Here is a 15,957-nt window from a genome sequence, read left to right as displayed (position 1 = left end):
CGATATTTAGTTTTCATCTTTTCAACCCCTTTCAAATGAAATTATATATGAATAAACGTCATTGTTAGTAATTTCACTATGTACAATTCTTATAGTAATAGATTCATGTGAAATTCGTATGAACTAATTGTTTCAGCTTTTTGTCTTTTTGCTAATGATTTTTGGTTTTGTTTGTTATAATTACCTTAAAATGTAATAAAGGAGAGGGTATGATGAATTCAAAAGATAAAGAAAGAACAGAGCAAGTGGCTCATATTATTGAAATTCCAGATGAATATAGGCTTGTTGTAGATGATCAAGAAGGTGTGGATGACCCATATCATCTATTATGGTGGGAACATAAAGCGGATGAGGAGAAAACGATACAAATTACGTTGAATAGACATACTGGTAATTTAATTGAATTTAGGATAGATGATGAAAATTCTTTCTCGATCGGTAAGGAAGCGATAGAGGAGAATAAAGCAAGAGAGATTGCAAATATATTCTTAAAAAAATATACAAAAGAAGGATATGAATTTTATACATATGTAACTGTTAAGGATGACTGGCGTGGTTGGAAAGAAATAAATTATATGCAGGAAGTGAATGGATATCCATTGCCGAATACAGGATGTGTTGTGCGAATTCATCCTTCAGGTAATGTTGTGCATTTTCATTACAATGGACAAAAAGCTATAGAGAAAAAACCGTTATGGCCAATTGAAATTGTTGAGGAGAACGTCGTTTTAGAAACTTTGAGAGCTAGACAAGATATGAGACTTGTATTTGTGGATTTAACACATTCTTCATGTAAATATGAAAATGGTGAGGAAGTAAAAGGCTATCATCTTGTATATGAACTAGAACCTAGTCATGCGTTTATTGATGCAAGTACAGGTAAAGATTTGTTTGACCCAGATCATTATAAATTACCTCCAACTGTAGCTGTTGAAAAACCGAAAAAAGGTAGTCAACAAGATGATATATTCGATTTATTTGACTGGGATAAAGAAAGTTTTACAAAAGTAGCTGAGACAGAAAATGAAGATGGAATAAGGATGAAATTTGTTTCGAGAGAGGAATTACAAAAACAGAAAGAAGAAAAGAATCCATATTTAATGAATGAATTCTTTAAAAAGCATTTACCGATGTTAAAATATAATAATTTAGTTGGCATTACGATTGATAAATCAACCAATGAGTTAATTGGTTTTATAAAACTGGCAGACGATAAAGAAGTAAAACAAATACTGTCTAGAGAGGAATGTTTACAAAAAGCACTTCAATTTTTAGAACGAGTTATTCCAGATATCACACAATATCTTCGTCTTTGGGAAGAACGTGAAGAAGCAGAAGATGGGATTGAAAGATTTACCTTTTCCGTATATGTGAATGGGATTCCAATAGACTATATGCAATTTATGATCAACATCAATACAGAAAATGGTGCTGTGATGCACTACTCAGGAAAATCTAGCAACTTTATAAAAGAATTACTTGCATATGAAACAGCACCAAAAGTAACAAAAGAAAAAGCGTTAGAAATATATAAAGAGGTCATTCGAGTAAAATTAGAATGGTGTATAGATCATGATGCAGAGGAAATGAAATATAAACTGCTGTATAAACAAACGAGGAATGAAAATCATAAAGAATCCGTCGATTGTAGTCGGAAAATTCGTTACATAGATGCGCATACTGGAGAGAAAATTTGGAGTGAATATTAGTAAAAGCCAATCGATACGTTTCGATTGGCTTTTACTATGTTTATAGAAAAAATTAATGATTAGCGTTGAGTGGTTTAAGAATGCCATTAAGTTAAGAGTTCCATATTTACATCGTACAGACACAAACAACCTCATGCCCACATACACATAGTAAAGACCACTATTTTGGCGGAGGTGAAAGGTTTGAGTCTATTCGCCGCAATTGGATATATGGTTCGAGAAGTGTTTGTATTTGTTTCTTATGTGAAGAACAATGCGTTCCCGCAGCCGTTATCATCAGATGATGAGAGAAAGTACTTAGAGTTAATGGAGCAAGGTGATGCTCAAGCGAGAAATCTTTTAATTGAACATAATTTACGGCTTGTAGCTCATATTGTTAAGAAATTCGAAAACACTGGTGAAGATGCAGAAGATTTAATTTCAATTGGTACCATTGGGCTTATTAAAGCGATTGAAAGCTATTCAGCAGGGAAAGGAACTAAGCTTGCAACATATGCAGCACGCTGTATCGAAAATGAAATTTTGATGCATTTACGCGTGTTGAAGAAAACGAAAAAAGACGTTTCACTTCATGATCCGATTGGGCAAGATAAAGAGGGTAATGAAATATCGCTTATTGATATATTAAAATCAGAATCTGAAGATGTAATTGATATGATTCAGCTTAGTATGGAGTTAGAAAAAATTAAAGAGTATATCGATATTTTGGACGAACGAGAGAAAGAAGTAATTGTGAAGCGTTTTGGACTTGGGCTTGATAAAGAGAAAACACAGAGGGAGATTGCGAAGGCACTCGGTATTTCAAGAAGCTACGTATCGCGAATTGAAAAGCGTGCTTTAATGAAAATGTTCCATGAATTTGTGCGGGCTGAGAAAGAGAAAAAAGCAAAAGAATAATGTGTATTGTAAGCAGCTACACTTTAAAAGTGGCTGCTTTTCTTTCGGGAAAACGGAAAGAAAACGAGCTGTTCTAAGAAGAAATACATGTTCACTGTTGAAAATGGCGGGTTCTATCTGTAATATTAGAAGGTGCTAAACAATTTAAGAATAAAAATTATACTTAGTTTTTCTTCGTGTATAACGAGACGGCTCCATTCTATATGTGGGAATAAGAACCAATTTTACATATGATATAGAGAGAAAAGAAGGGGAAACTAAAGTTATAGGCTGATTAGGAGGTTTCGTAATTTGCGACGGACATTATATCGACTTATGATCGAACTTACAAATGGTCGTTTTACTTCTTATATATTACGTAAATTTGCACAATCTCGTTTGAGCTCTATCATTATTCCATCGTATGTGAAAGTTTTTCAAATTAATCAAGATGAGATGGAAAAGGGTTTGAAGGAATATCGAACATTGCATGATTTATTTACACGTAGGCTAAAAGAAGGAAAGCGTAGTATTGATACTGATGCATCGAGTATCGTTAGTCCTGTTGATGGTGTTTTTGCTGATAAAGGTCCTATTGAGGATACAAAAACATTCGATATAAAAGGAAAGCGTTATTCAATTGTGGATATGCTAGGTAATGAAGAGCGTGCAAAGCGATATGCAGGCGGTACATATATGGTAATTTATTTGAGCCCAAGTCATTATCATCGTATTCATAGCCCGCTTTCTGGCTCTGTGACTGAAAGATTTGTACTCGGTAGAAAATCATATCCGGTAAATGCAGCGGGTATGGAGTATGGGAAAGAACCATTGTCAAAAAATTATCGCTCTGTTACAGAAGTAAATAGTGACGGCGAACATATGGCACTTGTAAAAGTAGGTGCTATGTTTGTTAATAGTATCGAGCTTCTTCATGAAAGAAGTACTGTTCAAAAAGGTGAAGAGATGGCATACTTTACATTTGGCTCAACAGTTGTTTTATTATTTGAAAAAGATATGATTGAAGCAGTGCAGGAATTGACAAGTGGGCAAGAGTTGCGTCTTGGTGAAAAAATTGCAACCCGAGTATCTCATAAGTAAAGAAAAGATTTTATAATATACTTATGAAGCTCTAATTAAGAAATGTGGACAAAGATGCTTAATGGAGAAATCCCCTAGATGGGAGTACTTGTTTATTCGAGAGCCATCGCAGGATGGCTCTTTTTACAGGTCAATCAGCAATCTATATGTACTCAAGAAGATTTGACGAGCTTGTCCTCTAACGAGCGTCTAATAATTTCTTGTTTTATAAGTAAAATGAAGTCGGGATTTAATTTTAGTTCTTTTGCTTTATAATAAGACTCAGTGAGTAAATCAGTAGATAACTGTTCCATATGTTTTGTTTTCAAGGTGAGTCACCTCCTAAATAATATAAGGATTGATTCGTTGTTGCATTTAATGTACCAAAAAAATATGACAGTCACAAACAAGAGGTTATCCACATAACTCAGTGGATAAAATGTGGATAGATTGTTAGTAAATTCCAAATTGACTGAAAAATTAATGTGGAAAGTGTGTACAAGTTTATCCACAGGTTATCTATCGAAAAATGTTGTCGAAAAATTTTATGAAAAATCCTCAAAGAGGTGAAAGAAATTGAAGTTATTTTTACCAAATGAATATGTGAAAAATATATATCATATTCAACCAGAAGATTTGAAAAAACGTGGAATTAAAGGAGTTATTACTGATTTAGATAACACTTTAATTGAATGGGATCGTCCAAACGCAACGCCACAGCTTGAAGAGTGGTTTTTGAAAATGAAAGAAAATGATATTCAAGTAACGGTCGTTTCAAATAACAACGAGCAACGCGTTAAAGACTTCGCTGATCCATTAGGTATTCCGTTTATTCATAGTGCGCGCAAACCGTTTGTTCGCGCATTTAAGCGTGCGATACACGAGATGCACCTGCAGCCAGATGAAGTTGTAGTAATTGGAGATCAGTTACTAACGGATGTGCTCGGCGGGAATCGTGTGGGACTTCATACAATTTTAGTTGTACCGGTAGCGCAAACGGACGGATTGGTGACACGATTTAATCGGAAAATTGAACGAAGAATTATGAGGAACATGAAGAAAAAAGGCTTAATTAACTGGGAGGAATAAAGTTTGACTGAAACAATTAAATGTATTGGTTGCGGTGTAGAAATTCAAACAGAAAATAAAAATGAAGTAGGATACGCTCCTGTATCATCTTTAGAAAAAGAACAAGTAATTTGCCAACGTTGTTTTCGTTTGAAACATTATAACGAAATTCAAGATGTATCTTTAACAGATGATGATTTCCTTCGTATTTTGAACGGAATTGGACAATCAGACGCACTGGTGGTTAAAATCGTAGATATTTTCGATTTTAATGGTAGCTGGTTACCGGGCTTACATCGTTTTGTAGGGAACAATAAAGTATTACTTGTAGGGAATAAGGCTGACTTAATTCCAAAGTCAGTTAAGCATGATAAAGTAAAACATTGGATGCGCTATAGTGCAAAGCAACTTGGTTTAAAACCAGAAGATGTCTTTTTAATTAGTGCAGCTAAAGGACAAGGAATCGCTGAACTTGCTGATGCAATTGAGCATTACCGCGAAGGTAAAGATGTTTATGTTGTTGGATGTACGAATGTTGGTAAATCAACATTTATTAATCGTATGATTAAAGAGTTTAGTGATGAGACTGAGAATGTAATTACAACATCACATTTCCCAGGAACAACGCTTGATTTAATTGATATCCCATTAGACGAAACGTCATCTTTATACGATACACCAGGTATTATTAATCATCATCAAATGGCGCATTATGTTGGGAAACAAAGCTTAAAGCTTATTACACCGACTACAGAAGTTAAGCCAATGGTATTCCAATTAAATGAAGAACAAACATTATTCTTTGGTGGATTAGCACGATTTGATTATGTAAGTGGGGGCCGTCGTGCATTCACTTGTCATTTCTCAAACCGTTTAACAATCCATCGTACAAAGCTTGAAAAGGCTGATGAATTGTACGAAAAACACGCTGGAGAATTATTGAATCCACCGACACCAGAAGAATTAGAAAATATGCCTAAGTTTGTGAAATATGAATTTAATATTCGTGAGCCGAAAACGGATGTTGTATTCTCTGGATTGGGCTGGGTTACTGTAAATGAATCAGGAGCGAAAATTGTTGCTCATGTACCAAAAGGAGTAAGTGTTTCATTACGTAAATCTTTAATTTAATATGGAGAGGGATTTATGAAACAATTATATGGTGTAATCGGAAATCCAATTGGACATTCATTATCACCCGTTATGCATAACGATGCATTTGAATACTTGAATATGGATGCCCATTACCATGCGTTTCTTGTAGATGAAGAAGCGCTAGGGGAAGCAGTAAAAGGTTTGAAAGCATTAGGTATTTCAGGATTTAATGTAACGACTCCGCACAAAGTTGCAATTATGGAGTACTTGGATGAGATTGCCCCGTTAGCAAGGCAAATCGGTGCGGTAAATACAGTAGTTCATCGAGATGGAAAATTGATTGGGTATAATACAGATGGAATTGGTTTTGTTCGTGCCCTGCAGTCAATTAGTGAAGATCCACTTCAAGAGAAACGTATTTTATTAATCGGTGCAGGTGGTGCTAGCCGAGCTATTTACTTCTCGCTTGCCGATGTAGGTGTGAAAGAAATTGATATTGCTAATCGTACGAGAGATAAGGCGAAAAACCTTATCTCTGGGTGCATGGCAAATGTTAATTCGCATGCTCTAACGTTAGAATGTGCAGCAGAAAATCAAGGGGAATATGATATTATCATCCAAACAACAACGATAGGTATGCATCCACATGTTGAGTATACGCCGCTGGAAATTCGTTCATTGAAACAAGGAACGATTGTTTCTGATATTATTTATAATCCATTTGAGACGAAAATTTTAGGCGATGCGAAAGAACAAGGTGCAATAATTCAAAATGGAATCGATATGTTCGTTTATCAAGGTGCACTTGCATTTGAAATGTGGACAGGGTGTGTGCCGAATATTGATAGAATGAAACAATTAGTAATGAGAGAGCTTGGAGGCTAATTATATGTTAACAGGAAAACAAAAAAGATTTTTACGTGCAAAGGCACATCATTTAACACCGATTTTTCAAGTTGGAAAAGGTGGCGTGAATGAAAATATGGTGAAACAAATTGGAGAAGCATTAGAAGTTCGTGAACTATTTAAAGTGAGCGTATTACAAAACTGTGAATTTGATCGTAGTGAAGTTGCAGAAGAGCTTGCACAAGGTGCACGAGCTGAAATCGTTCAAGTAATCGGAAGCACAATTGTTTTATACAAAGAATCAAGAGAAAATAAGCAGATTAAGCTTCCTCGATAAAAGATATACGTGAGTTACTTTGTAATGGACGCTTGATATGTAGAAAGCGAAACCAATTGAACTTTTATTAACAGTGGGCTCTCTTCGAATATGTATGGGGAGAGTTGCTGTATGTAAAAGGAAGGGGCGTTTCTTTTGAAAAAAATTGGCATTATTGGTGGCACGTTTGATCCACCTCATAATGGACATTTGTTAATTGCAAATGAAGTGTATCATGCTTTAGGGTTGGAAGAGGTATGGTTTTTGCCGAATCAAATTCCACCGCACAAGCAAGGACGTAACATTACGAGTGTGAAAAGTCGATTAAACATGCTGCAAATAGCGATTGAGGAAGAAGCATACTTTTCAATTTGTTTAGAAGAGCTAGACAGAGAAGGCCCATCTTATACGTACGATACTATGGTACAATTAACGGAGAAGTATCCGGATGTGCAGTTTCACTTTATTATTGGCGGAGACATGGTTGAGTATTTGCCGAAGTGGTATAACATTGAAAAGTTACTTAAGCTTGTGACTTTCGTTGGAGTTGCAAGACCAGGTTATACATTACATACGCCTTATGATATCGTAAAAGTGGAAATTCCGGAGTTTGCAGTTTCTTCTTCTCTGTTACGTGAGAGATATATGACGAAGAAAACGTGCAAATATTTACTCCCCGAAAAAGTACAGGTATATATCGAGAGGAATGGGTTGTATGAATCGTGAGGAAGCACTTAGTATTGTCAAACAACAAATGCATGAAAAACGTTATATACACACGGTTGGTGTAATGGAAACAGCGATTGAACTTGCTAGGTTATATGGTGTAGATGAGAAAAAGGCAGAGACGGCTGCTATATTTCACGATTATGCAAAATGTAGAGCGATTCCAGAAATGGAAGAGATTATTAAGAGAGAAGCTTTGCCAAAGGATCTACTGCACTATAACAAAGAGTTATGGCATGCACCTGTTGGGGCATACTTAGTAGAAAAAGAAGTAGGCATTACTGATCCTGAAATTCTACAAGCTATTACATATCATACAAGTGGTCATGAAAAAATGACAATGTTAGATAAAGTTATTTATGTAGCAGATTACATTGAACCAGGACGTAAGTTTCCTGGTGTGGAAGAAGCGAGGAAACTCGCATATAAAGATATAAATCAAGCTTTACTGTTTGCTTTAAAGCGAACAATTCAATTTTTAATGGAAAAAGATCAAACGATTTATCCATTAACATTCCAAACATACAATGAAGTTATCAAGGAGGAAATTAATAAATGAAAGATAAAGAGTTATTAGTATTAGCGGCAAAAGCAGCTGATGATAAGAGAGCAGAAGATATGGTTGTACTAAATATGCAAGGTATTTCACCGATTGCAGACTATTTTATTATTTGTCACGGAAATTCAGACAAGCAAGTACAAGCAATTGCACGTGAAATTAAAGCGAAGGCACATGAGTTCGAAATTAACGTACAACGTATGGAAGGCTTTGATGAAGCGCGTTGGGTTTTAGTAGACCTTGGTGATGTGGTTGCTCATGTATTCCATAAAGATGAGCGTAATCACTATAATTTAGAGCGTCTATGGGGCGATGTGCCGCGTGAAGATATTGCAGATGAGCTAGATCAATGAAATACGAACAATTTGCTTTGCTGTATGACGAACTGATGAATGATGTCCCTTATGATAAATGGGTGGAATTCACAGAGGAAAGTTTACAACAGGCATCTATGAAAGAGGCAAGAATCCTTGACGTAGCATGTGGAACTGGGAACGTAACACTTCCGCTTGTGCGAAAAGGTTATGATTTAATTGGTGTAGATCTTTCGGAAGAAATGTTAACTGTCGCGCAGCAAAAATTGGGGGGAGAAGGCTATTTTATTCCTTTTTACCAACAAGACATGAGAGAGCTCGATGTTCCTGGTGAATTTGATTGTGTGACAATCTTTTGTGACTCATTAAATTATGTATTGCAAGAAGATGGAGTGCAAGAAACATTTAGAAGAGTTTTCCACCATTTACGTCAGGATGGCTTGTTTTTATTCGATGTACACTCTTTATATAAAATACATCACGTATTTCAAAATGAAACATATACAGTGAACGGCGAAGAAATATCACTTATTTGGAACTGCTTCCCTGGAGAAGAATCAGATAGTGTGGAACATGATTTGACATTCTTTGTACAAGATTCAGAAGAAGATGTGTATCATCGTTTTGACGAATGTCACGTGCAGCGTGCGTATTCGGTTGAAGTGTTAACAAAATGGCTTGAAGAAGCTGGGTTTACAGTGCTTCGCGTCACAGGTGACTTTGAACGAATTGAAGTGACAGAACAAACAGAGCGCATCTTTTTTATGGCGAAGAAGAATGGATAAAAGAAAAGCAACCGATAAGGTTGCTTTTGTTTTATAGAAAAGATGTAGTTTTAGTTCTAGAAAAATAAAAAGATGATATGTGTAAAGTGTAAAAATGCTAGTTTTAGTGAAAATGTAGCATGAAAAAGATAAGTATTAATAAAAAGGGTTTGGGATTACGATGGCATATTTATTATGTGTGTTTATTGAATTGCTGCTCAACGCATTTTAAATCTTCATCAAATTTCTCATGTGTCCGTTCGATTAATTTATGAAACATATCCCCAACGTGCTCTTCTAAAATACGAATACCTTCTCCTGTAACACCGCCTTTAACGCATACCTTTTCTTGTAAAGTAGGTAATGTAAAAATTTCTTTTTCCAGTAATTTCCCCATTCCAATGACCATTTCACTTACTAAAGTAGTGGCTTCTTCATGTGTGATATTTGTTTTATCTACAGCAGCGTTAATGAAACATTGTAATAAATAACTAAAAAAAGCAGGGCCGCAGCTTGCTATATCAGATGAAACGCGCGTTATATCTTCTTCTATAACAAGGGGAGTAGAAATGTTTTTGAATAGACGAAGTAGTTTTTGTTGCCATTCTAGAGAGCAGTTATTTCCAAATGTAAATAGTGATGCGCCGGATAAGGCGCGGTTTGTGATGCTTGGAATGATACGAGCGACGTGGCAAGGTATAAGTGTTTCTAATTGTGATGGAGATATGGGGCTTGTGATAGAAACTAAGCAATCTTCGTCTGAAAAATGGTCAGCGTATTTTTGTAGAATAGGGTATATATCTATCGGTTTTACGCAAATGAAAATAAGCTGGGATTGTTCGATTACCTCTTGGATTGTTTTGGCTATATGAACAGAAGGGTATTTTTCTTTTATATGATATGCTTTGGCAGGCGTCCGATTAATAATAGTAAGGCACGAGGGTTTGACAGCACGGGTTTCTAAAAATGCATCGATTAGTATATTCCCCATGTTCCCTGTCCCTATAATTCCTATGTTCAATGTTTCATCCCTCCTTCGTAACAGCTTTCTCCTAAACAATATGAATGATGTTATAAATTTATGATTAGAGGTGTAAAATGATGTGGGATTTTCCGAAAAAATGGTTGGGATTAGTGATTATTATTGGCACTTTGATTTTTCTTTTTTTCTGGAAAACGAATCAGCAAACAGAGCGATCGCTCATTACAACGGAAGTTCAAGTGAAAGATGTGGAGAAAAAAAGTAAACCGAAAGTATTGGATACAAAGGAGCAGAAAAAAATAATTATAATTGATGTGAAAGGGGCGGTTTTTAAAGAGGGTGTGTATGAAATGAAGGAAGGGGACCGGGTGAAGGAGGCAGTTGAAAAAGCTGGTGGTTTGTTGCCAGATGCAGATGTGAAGAAAGTGAATTTGGCGCAAATGGTCCAAGACCAAATGCTTCTTTATGTTCCTAACAAGAATGAGCCAGTGCAAGAAGGGGCTACTTTTTCAAAAAGCGAGGGTAAAGTGCAAATAAATACAGCTTCTAAAGAGCAACTTGAAAAAATAACAGGCATTGGTTCTCGGAAAGCGGAAAGTATTTTGAAATACCGAGAAGAACATGGTCCGTTTCAGAAAATAGAAGATTTATTAGAAATTGATGGGATTGGTGCGAAGTCTTTAGAGAAAATAAAAGATCAAATTATTATTCCATAAAAGATTGACGAAGTTTTTCTTTTTTCGCTACACTACAAGTAGACAAAAAAGAAGGTGAAAAATATGGAACGAATTTCATGGGATCAATATTTTATGACGCAAAGCCATCTACTATCTTTACGTAGTACATGTACAAGGCTTGCGGTAGGAGCGACAATTGTTCGTGATAAACGAATTATTGCTGGTGGATATAACGGTTCAATTAAAGGTGGTGTGCATTGTATAGACGATGGTTGCTATGTCATTGATAATCATTGCGTTCGTACAATTCATGCTGAAATGAATGCTTTATTACAATGTGCGAAGTTTGGTGCAAAAACAGAGGAAGCGGAAATTTATGTCACACATTTTCCTTGTTTGCAGTGCTGTAAGGCGATTATTCAAAGTGGTGTTACAGCGGTTTATTATGCACAGGACTATAAAAATCATCCGTATGCCGTAGAGTTATTTGAACAAGCGAGTGTAACAGTAAAGCACGTTCCACTAGAATACGATATTACATCGCTAGAGGAACAAGAGCGTCATTTACAGCTAAAGGAATTATTCGCAGCTTTAGAAAAAGATAATTTATCAATGGAAGAATTACAGCGTGTATTCACTAAAGCGAAAATGATGCTATAAGGAGTGAGTATGAGTTGAATGGGCAATGGGGCTATGTTGCAATCTCGTTTATAATTGGGATTGCAATTACCTTTTCCGCATCGCATTTGTTGGCTGCTTGTTGTTTCGTTTGTTATGTTTTATTTTGTTTATATCGTACTTCGCGTAAAACCTTCATATTTTGTATAATAGCGTGTTTTAGTGGCGCTATGTACACCACGTATGTTCAGAGTCTAAATAAGCCGCTAGGGGAGTCCTATGAAGTTACACGAGGGGTCGTGCAAAATACACCTCTAATTAATGGGGATCGTCTCTCTTTTCAAATTGAAGATCAGAATAAAAACTTAGTGCAGTTAAATTATAAAATACAATCTGCTTCGGAAAAGAAGCAGTTGCAACAATTACATGCAGGTATATCGTGTACATTTAAAGGGGAGGTGAAAGAACCACAAACTGCCCGGAATTTTCATGTTTTTGATTATCGTAATTATTTATATCAGCAAAAAATACATTTTATATTTGATGTGACATACATTTCTGAATGTCAAAAAACATCGTTGTCACTCGTGCAATGGATTTTCCTTCTCAGGCAACAAACAATCTCGAAAGTTACAGAAATGTTCCCGGAACAATCAGGTGCATTTATGAACGCATTATTATTTGGAGATCGACAACAAATGACGTTTGAAGTAGAAGAGCAATATCAACAATTTGGTCTTATACATTTGTTAGCAATTTCAGGATCGCATATCGTATTATTAATGGTTATAATGTATTTTGTTTTGCTAAGAAGTGGTGTGACGAAAGAGACAGCAACAGTATGCCTTATAGTTTGCATTCCTCTGTATATGATCATAGCTGGGGCGTCGCCATCTGTTGTGAGGGCTTCTATAACAGGAGTTTTATTATTGGTAGCTTTCATGTGCTCTGTTCGCTTATCTAGTCTAGATGCCTTAAGTATAACAGCTATATGTATGCTTATATACGATCCGTATCTTATTTTCAACATTGGATTTCAATTCTCATTTGTAGGTAGTTTTTCTTTACTACTATCTGCGCCGATATTATTAGGGCGTAGTAATGGGATAGTTCGAAATTCTATTTACATTTCTATAATTTCACAGCTCGCTAGTACCCCCATCTTGTTATATCATTTTGGTTATTTTTCTCCTTATAGCATTTTCCTCAATCTTATATATGTTCCTTTTCTATCCATTATTGTATTGCCGTGTAGCATCATTATTCTTATATGTATGCCGGTTATTCCATTTTTCGCAAAAGGAATTGCATATGTACTTTCACTATGTTTAACCATTTCTAATGATTTTCTAAGTTACTGTGAAAGTTTCCCTTTCATCCGACTTACTTTTGGTCAAACTCCTTTATTTCTTGTGGCTATATATTGTTTTAGTATCGTTAGTATATTTGTGATTTGGGAAAGGCTAATAACGAAAAAAATTTTGTGCATAGTTGTGGGTGTGTTTCTTTTTATTAGTACTTGTCATTATGTATATCCATATTTTCGCGAAAGTGGGAGTGTTACATTTCTTGATGTTGGACAGGGAGATGCGATATTAATTCGTCTTCCGTACGATAAAGAGGTTTATCTTATTGATACAGGAGGAGCCCTTTCTGTCAAGAAGGAAGCGTGGCAACAGAAAAAGCATGAATTTTCTGTTGGGCATGATATTCTTGTTCCTTTTTTACAAAAAGAAGGTATAAAAACGATTGATAAATTAATTGTAACGCACGGAGATGCGGATCATATAGGTGCTGCGCTGGATTTGCTGTCATCTATTATTGTAAAAGAAGTTGTATTTGGGAGAAAGGAACAAGATGCTGTATTGGAAAAAGTGGTGAAGAAAAAGGCGTTAGAAAAGAGCATGAAGATAAGTGTAGTAGGAGAAGGGGAAGGTTGGAGGGTAAATGAAGCGGAATTTTTCGTATTAGCTCCAAAGGGGAAAGAAAAGGGAGAAAATGACTCTTCGATTGTACTATGGGCCAGACTAGGGGGACTAACATGGATATTTACGGGTGATCTAGAAGAAGAAGGAGAAAAGTTTATAGTATCAACATATCCTGATTTGCGAGCTAATATTTTAAAAGTTGCCCACCATGGGAGTAAAACATCGTCTACAGATCCATTTTTAAGCCTTGTACAGCCTGCTGTAGCGATTATTTCTGTGGGGGAGCGTATAGGTATGGGCACCCGCATAAGGAAGTTATAGAGCGCTTTAAGAAGATGGGTATTGATATATGGCGTACGGATAAGCAAGGTGCTATTTCCTATGTTTTTAATGGAGAAAAAGGAACCTTTCAAAGTAAAATCACATATGATGAAACACATAGAAGATGAAAAAAAGAAGACTGCCGTTAAGCAGCAGCCTTTAAGAACCGATGAATTTAATAACAGTTGCAATAATGAAAAGTGTTGCGAAAAAACCAAATGAGACGATAAATCCTACCCCTGAATCAATAGCGTCATTGCGTTTACTTTGAACGTTTTGTTCAAAATCATTCATTTAGAATCCCTCCCCAACATTCCATTTTAGTATAAAATATTGTCAGAAAAAAATCTACAATTTCCATATGAAGTGAAATAGAGTATTTGTATACTTTTTCTAGTTAGTTAAGTAGCGTGAATTTTTCATTTCCAATCATGTTAACAGTTGGCACTTATACTAAGATTATTATTGTAAATAATAAAGGGAAGGTGATTACCGCACACCAATAAGAAATCCGGGGCTTATTGTGTGGCGTTTTATATAAATAAAGGGGCGGGTTATAAAGACCGTCCCTTTGTACTTGTAAAACAAAAGCTAGGGCATTAGTATAAATATATATTGCCAAGTTAGGGAGTAGGAAAAAATATGAGTGATATACATAAGAAGATTAAAAAGAAACAGTTCGCTCCGTTGTATGTACTGTATGGAACGGAAGCCTATTTTATAAATGAAACGATAAAGCTTATTACAACGTACGCGCTTGAAGAGGAAGATCGAGAGTTTAATGTTGTGACATACGATTTGGAAGAAGCGTATTTAGAAGATGTAGTTGAGGATGCGCATACGCTTCCTTTTTTTGGCGAGCGTAAAGTTATATTAATAAAATCACCACTATTTTTAACGGCACAAAAAGAAAAATTAGAACAAAATATAAAAATTTTAGAAGAATATATTGGGGAGCCATCTCCTTTTTCTATTCTTGTTTTTGTTGCGCCTTATGAAAAATTAGACGAAAGAAAAAAAATTACAAAACTATTAAAGAAAACAGCGGATGTAATAGAAGCAAATGCGATGCAAGTGCAGGATGTTCAGAAGTGGATTGTTTCTCGTGCGGATGAGGTGCATGTGCATATTGATAATTCAGCTGTTAGTTTATTGTTAGAGCTTGTGGGAAGTAATGTAACAATGTTGGCGAAGGAAATGGACAAGTTAACGTTATACGTCGGTATGGGCGGAGAAATTACGCCAAAACTTGTCACGGAACTTGTGCCGAAATCTGTTGAGCAAAACGTGTTTGCTTTAACAGAAAAAGTGGTGAAAAAAGATATCGCTGGTGCTATGCAAATTTTAGACGGATTATTTACACAGCAGGAAGAACCGATTAAACTGCTCGCTTTATTAGTAAGTCAGTTCCGCTTGCTACATCAAGTGAAAGAGTTGCAACAGCGTGGTTACGGACAAAATCAAATCGCGTCCCATATTGGTGTACATCCGTACCGGGTAAAGTTGGCGATGAATCAAACGAAGTTTTTCTCTTTTGAAGAATTAAAAAAAGTTATTATAGAATTGGCGGAAGCTGATTATAGTATGAAGACTGGAAAGATGGATAAGAAACTTGTGCTTGAGTTTTTCTTAATGCGGTTAAATCATATGTAGTGACACAAAAAAGTTCACGTACTTAGTACGTGAACTTTTTTGTGTATATAAAAAACGATCCGAATGGATCGTTTTTTAAACGCCTTACGCGTTTACTTGTTTCGCTAAGCGAGATTTTTGACGAGATGCAGCGTTTTGGTGGATAAGACCTTTACGAGCTGCTTTGTCAAGTTTTTTAGAAGCAGTTTTGAAAGCTTCTTTAGCATTTTCAAGATCGTTATTAGTAACTAAAGTTTCTACAGTTTTAACAGCAGTACGCATGTCAGACTTGATAGAAGCGTTATGTGAACGACGCTCTTCGCTAAGTTTAGCGCGTTTGATAGCAGATTTGATGTTTGCCATACTTTTCACCTCCCTGGTGCAATCGAATGACTCGATTCTTACATAGAACAAGTGATATTCTATCAAACGGTGAAGAGAATTGC

General features: G+C 35.8%; 18 protein-coding genes and 1 pseudogene. 15 read left to right on the top strand and 4 right to left on the bottom strand.

The genetic code is table 11. From position 1 onward, the window contains the following. The first annotated feature begins 209 nt into the window (after positions 1-209). The 3 genes from I6L50_RS27555 (at position 210) to I6L50_RS27545 (ending at position 3,686) form a co-directional block, all read left to right on the top strand. Positions 210-1,709, top strand: a complete 1,500-nt coding sequence (locus I6L50_RS27555; protein WP_219303560.1) for a YcdB/YcdC domain-containing protein — start codon at positions 210-212, stop codon at positions 1,707-1,709. A gap of 183 nt (positions 1,710-1,892) precedes the next feature. After that, positions 1,893-2,606: an RNA polymerase sporulation sigma factor SigK gene (gene sigK / locus I6L50_RS27550; protein WP_000051382.1), complete on the top strand. Its 714-nt coding sequence runs from the start codon at positions 1,893-1,895 to the stop codon at positions 2,604-2,606. A 291-nt stretch (positions 2,607-2,897) separates the two neighbouring features. Then, positions 2,898-3,686, top strand: a complete 789-nt coding sequence (locus I6L50_RS27545; RefSeq protein WP_113935604.1) for a phosphatidylserine decarboxylase — start codon at positions 2,898-2,900, stop codon at positions 3,684-3,686. Between the two features lie 152 nt (positions 3,687-3,838). Here the strand turns inward: I6L50_RS27545 and sda are convergent, their stop codons facing one another. Further along, the gene (gene sda / locus I6L50_RS27540; protein WP_002015226.1) at positions 3,839-3,994 is read right to left on the bottom strand and encodes a sporulation histidine kinase inhibitor Sda; all 156 of its coding nucleotides are present in this window, start codon (positions 3,992-3,994) and stop codon (positions 3,839-3,841) included. A 247-nt stretch (positions 3,995-4,241) separates the two neighbouring features. On the opposite strand from sda, the gene I6L50_RS27535 reads away from it, so the two are divergent. The 8 genes from I6L50_RS27535 to I6L50_RS27500 all read left to right on the top strand — a co-directional run bounded on the left by I6L50_RS27535 (position 4,242) and on the right by I6L50_RS27500 (position 9,374). After that, positions 4,242-4,754, top strand: a complete 513-nt coding sequence (locus I6L50_RS27535; protein ID WP_002015225.1) for a YqeG family HAD IIIA-type phosphatase — start codon at positions 4,242-4,244, stop codon at positions 4,752-4,754. Between the two features lie 3 nt (positions 4,755-4,757). Further along, the gene (gene yqeH / locus I6L50_RS27530; RefSeq protein ID WP_002015224.1) at positions 4,758-5,864 is read left to right on the top strand and encodes a ribosome biogenesis GTPase YqeH; all 1,107 of its coding nucleotides are present in this window, start codon (positions 4,758-4,760) and stop codon (positions 5,862-5,864) included. Positions 5,865-5,879: 15 nt separating this feature from the next. Beyond that, positions 5,880-6,713, top strand: a complete 834-nt coding sequence (gene aroE, locus I6L50_RS27525; RefSeq protein WP_219303559.1) for a shikimate dehydrogenase — start codon at positions 5,880-5,882, stop codon at positions 6,711-6,713. A gap of 4 nt (positions 6,714-6,717) precedes the next feature. Next, positions 6,718-7,011, top strand: a complete 294-nt coding sequence (yhbY, locus tag I6L50_RS27520) for a ribosome assembly RNA-binding protein YhbY (RefSeq protein ID WP_002015220.1) — start codon at positions 6,718-6,720, stop codon at positions 7,009-7,011. A 135-nt stretch (positions 7,012-7,146) separates the two neighbouring features. After that, positions 7,147-7,716: a nicotinate-nucleotide adenylyltransferase gene (locus tag I6L50_RS27515; RefSeq protein ID WP_219303558.1), complete on the top strand. Its 570-nt coding sequence runs from the start codon at positions 7,147-7,149 to the stop codon at positions 7,714-7,716. Further along, positions 7,706-8,275, top strand: coding sequence for a bis(5'-nucleosyl)-tetraphosphatase (symmetrical) YqeK (gene yqeK, locus I6L50_RS27510; RefSeq protein ID WP_002143180.1), 570 nt, complete (start codon positions 7,706-7,708; stop codon positions 8,273-8,275). Before I6L50_RS27515 ends, yqeK begins: the two co-directional genes overlap by 11 nt. Next, the gene (rsfS, locus tag I6L50_RS27505; protein ID WP_000653209.1) at positions 8,272-8,628 is read left to right on the top strand and encodes a ribosome silencing factor; all 357 of its coding nucleotides are present in this window, start codon (positions 8,272-8,274) and stop codon (positions 8,626-8,628) included. The genes yqeK and rsfS overlap by 4 nt, the downstream gene beginning before the upstream one ends. Then, entirely contained in the window at positions 8,625-9,374 is a 750-nt protein-coding gene (locus I6L50_RS27500) for a class I SAM-dependent DNA methyltransferase (RefSeq protein WP_002088700.1), read from the top strand. Before rsfS ends, I6L50_RS27500 begins: the two co-directional genes overlap by 4 nt. Before the next feature lie 172 nt (positions 9,375-9,546). Here I6L50_RS27500 and comER read toward each other — a convergent pair whose 3' ends face one another. Further along, positions 9,547-10,374 (bottom strand): late competence protein ComER, encoded by an 828-nt coding sequence (gene comER, locus I6L50_RS27495; RefSeq protein WP_002015213.1) that lies wholly within the window; start codon positions 10,372-10,374, stop codon positions 9,547-9,549. A gap of 77 nt (positions 10,375-10,451) precedes the next feature. On the opposite strand from comER, the gene I6L50_RS27490 reads away from it, so the two are divergent. The 3 genes and pseudogenes from I6L50_RS27490 to I6L50_RS27480 all read left to right on the top strand — a co-directional run bounded on the left by I6L50_RS27490 (position 10,452) and on the right by I6L50_RS27480 (position 14,007). Next, positions 10,452-11,051: a helix-hairpin-helix domain-containing protein gene (locus I6L50_RS27490; RefSeq protein ID WP_219303557.1), complete on the top strand. Its 600-nt coding sequence runs from the start codon at positions 10,452-10,454 to the stop codon at positions 11,049-11,051. 63 nt (positions 11,052-11,114) lie between these two features. Next, the gene (locus I6L50_RS27485; RefSeq protein WP_002088698.1) at positions 11,115-11,672 is read left to right on the top strand and encodes a ComE operon protein 2; all 558 of its coding nucleotides are present in this window, start codon (positions 11,115-11,117) and stop codon (positions 11,670-11,672) included. Between the two features lie 14 nt (positions 11,673-11,686). Continuing rightward, a pseudogene (locus I6L50_RS27480) lies at positions 11,687-14,007 on the top strand (DNA internalization-related competence protein ComEC/Rec2). Positions 14,008-14,038: 31 nt separating this feature from the next. Here I6L50_RS27480 and I6L50_RS27475 read toward each other — a convergent pair. After that, the gene (locus I6L50_RS27475) at positions 14,039-14,173 is read right to left on the bottom strand and encodes a YqzM family protein (RefSeq protein WP_000997609.1); all 135 of its coding nucleotides are present in this window, start codon (positions 14,171-14,173) and stop codon (positions 14,039-14,041) included. Between the two features lie 348 nt (positions 14,174-14,521). Here I6L50_RS27475 and holA point away from each other — a divergent pair, with 348 nt between their 5' ends. Next, positions 14,522-15,532, top strand: coding sequence for a DNA polymerase III subunit delta (holA, locus tag I6L50_RS27470; RefSeq protein WP_113935600.1), 1,011 nt, complete (start codon positions 14,522-14,524; stop codon positions 15,530-15,532). An 84-nt stretch (positions 15,533-15,616) separates the two neighbouring features. Here the strand turns inward: holA and rpsT are convergent, their stop codons facing one another. Next, positions 15,617-15,874, bottom strand: coding sequence for a 30S ribosomal protein S20 (rpsT, locus tag I6L50_RS27465; protein WP_113935599.1), 258 nt, complete (start codon positions 15,872-15,874; stop codon positions 15,617-15,619). Positions 15,875-15,957 lie beyond the last annotated feature (83 nt).

The sequence above is a fragment of the Bacillus sp. FDAARGOS_1420 genome (assembly GCF_019344915.1).
GTDB lineage: Bacteria > Bacillota > Bacilli > Bacillales > Bacillaceae_G > Bacillus_A > Bacillus_A mycoides.
Note: the sequence above shows the minus strand (reverse complement) of the source record. Positions and strands in the feature narration are given on the sequence as shown.

What these genes read in the sequence shown, in the direction of transcription:
- I6L50_RS27555 (WP_219303560.1), top strand. Translation starts at nt 210, where the DNA reads ATGATGAATTCAAAAGATAAAGAAAGAACAGAGCAAGTGGCTCATATT.
- aroE (WP_219303559.1), top strand. Translation starts at nt 5,880, where the DNA reads ATGAAACAATTATATGGTGTAATCGGAAATCCAATTGGACATTCATTA.
- yhbY (WP_002015220.1), top strand. Translation starts at nt 6,718, where the DNA reads ATGTTAACAGGAAAACAAAAAAGATTTTTACGTGCAAAGGCACATCAT.
- yqeK (WP_002143180.1), top strand. Translation starts at nt 7,706, where the DNA reads ATGAATCGTGAGGAAGCACTTAGTATTGTCAAACAACAAATGCATGAA.
- rsfS (WP_000653209.1), top strand. Translation starts at nt 8,272, where the DNA reads ATGAAAGATAAAGAGTTATTAGTATTAGCGGCAAAAGCAGCTGATGAT.
- I6L50_RS27500 (WP_002088700.1), top strand. Translation starts at nt 8,625, where the DNA reads ATGAAATACGAACAATTTGCTTTGCTGTATGACGAACTGATGAATGAT.
- I6L50_RS27490 (WP_219303557.1), top strand. Translation starts at nt 10,452, where the DNA reads ATGATGTGGGATTTTCCGAAAAAATGGTTGGGATTAGTGATTATTATT.
- I6L50_RS27485 (WP_002088698.1), top strand. Translation starts at nt 11,115, where the DNA reads ATGGAACGAATTTCATGGGATCAATATTTTATGACGCAAAGCCATCTA.
- I6L50_RS27475 (WP_000997609.1), bottom strand. Translation starts at nt 14,173, where the DNA reads ATGAATGATTTTGAACAAAACGTTCAAAGTAAACGCAATGACGCTATT.
- holA (WP_113935600.1), top strand. Translation starts at nt 14,522, where the DNA reads ATGAGTGATATACATAAGAAGATTAAAAAGAAACAGTTCGCTCCGTTG.
- rpsT (WP_113935599.1), bottom strand. Translation starts at nt 15,874, where the DNA reads ATGGCAAACATCAAATCTGCTATCAAACGCGCTAAACTTAGCGAAGAG.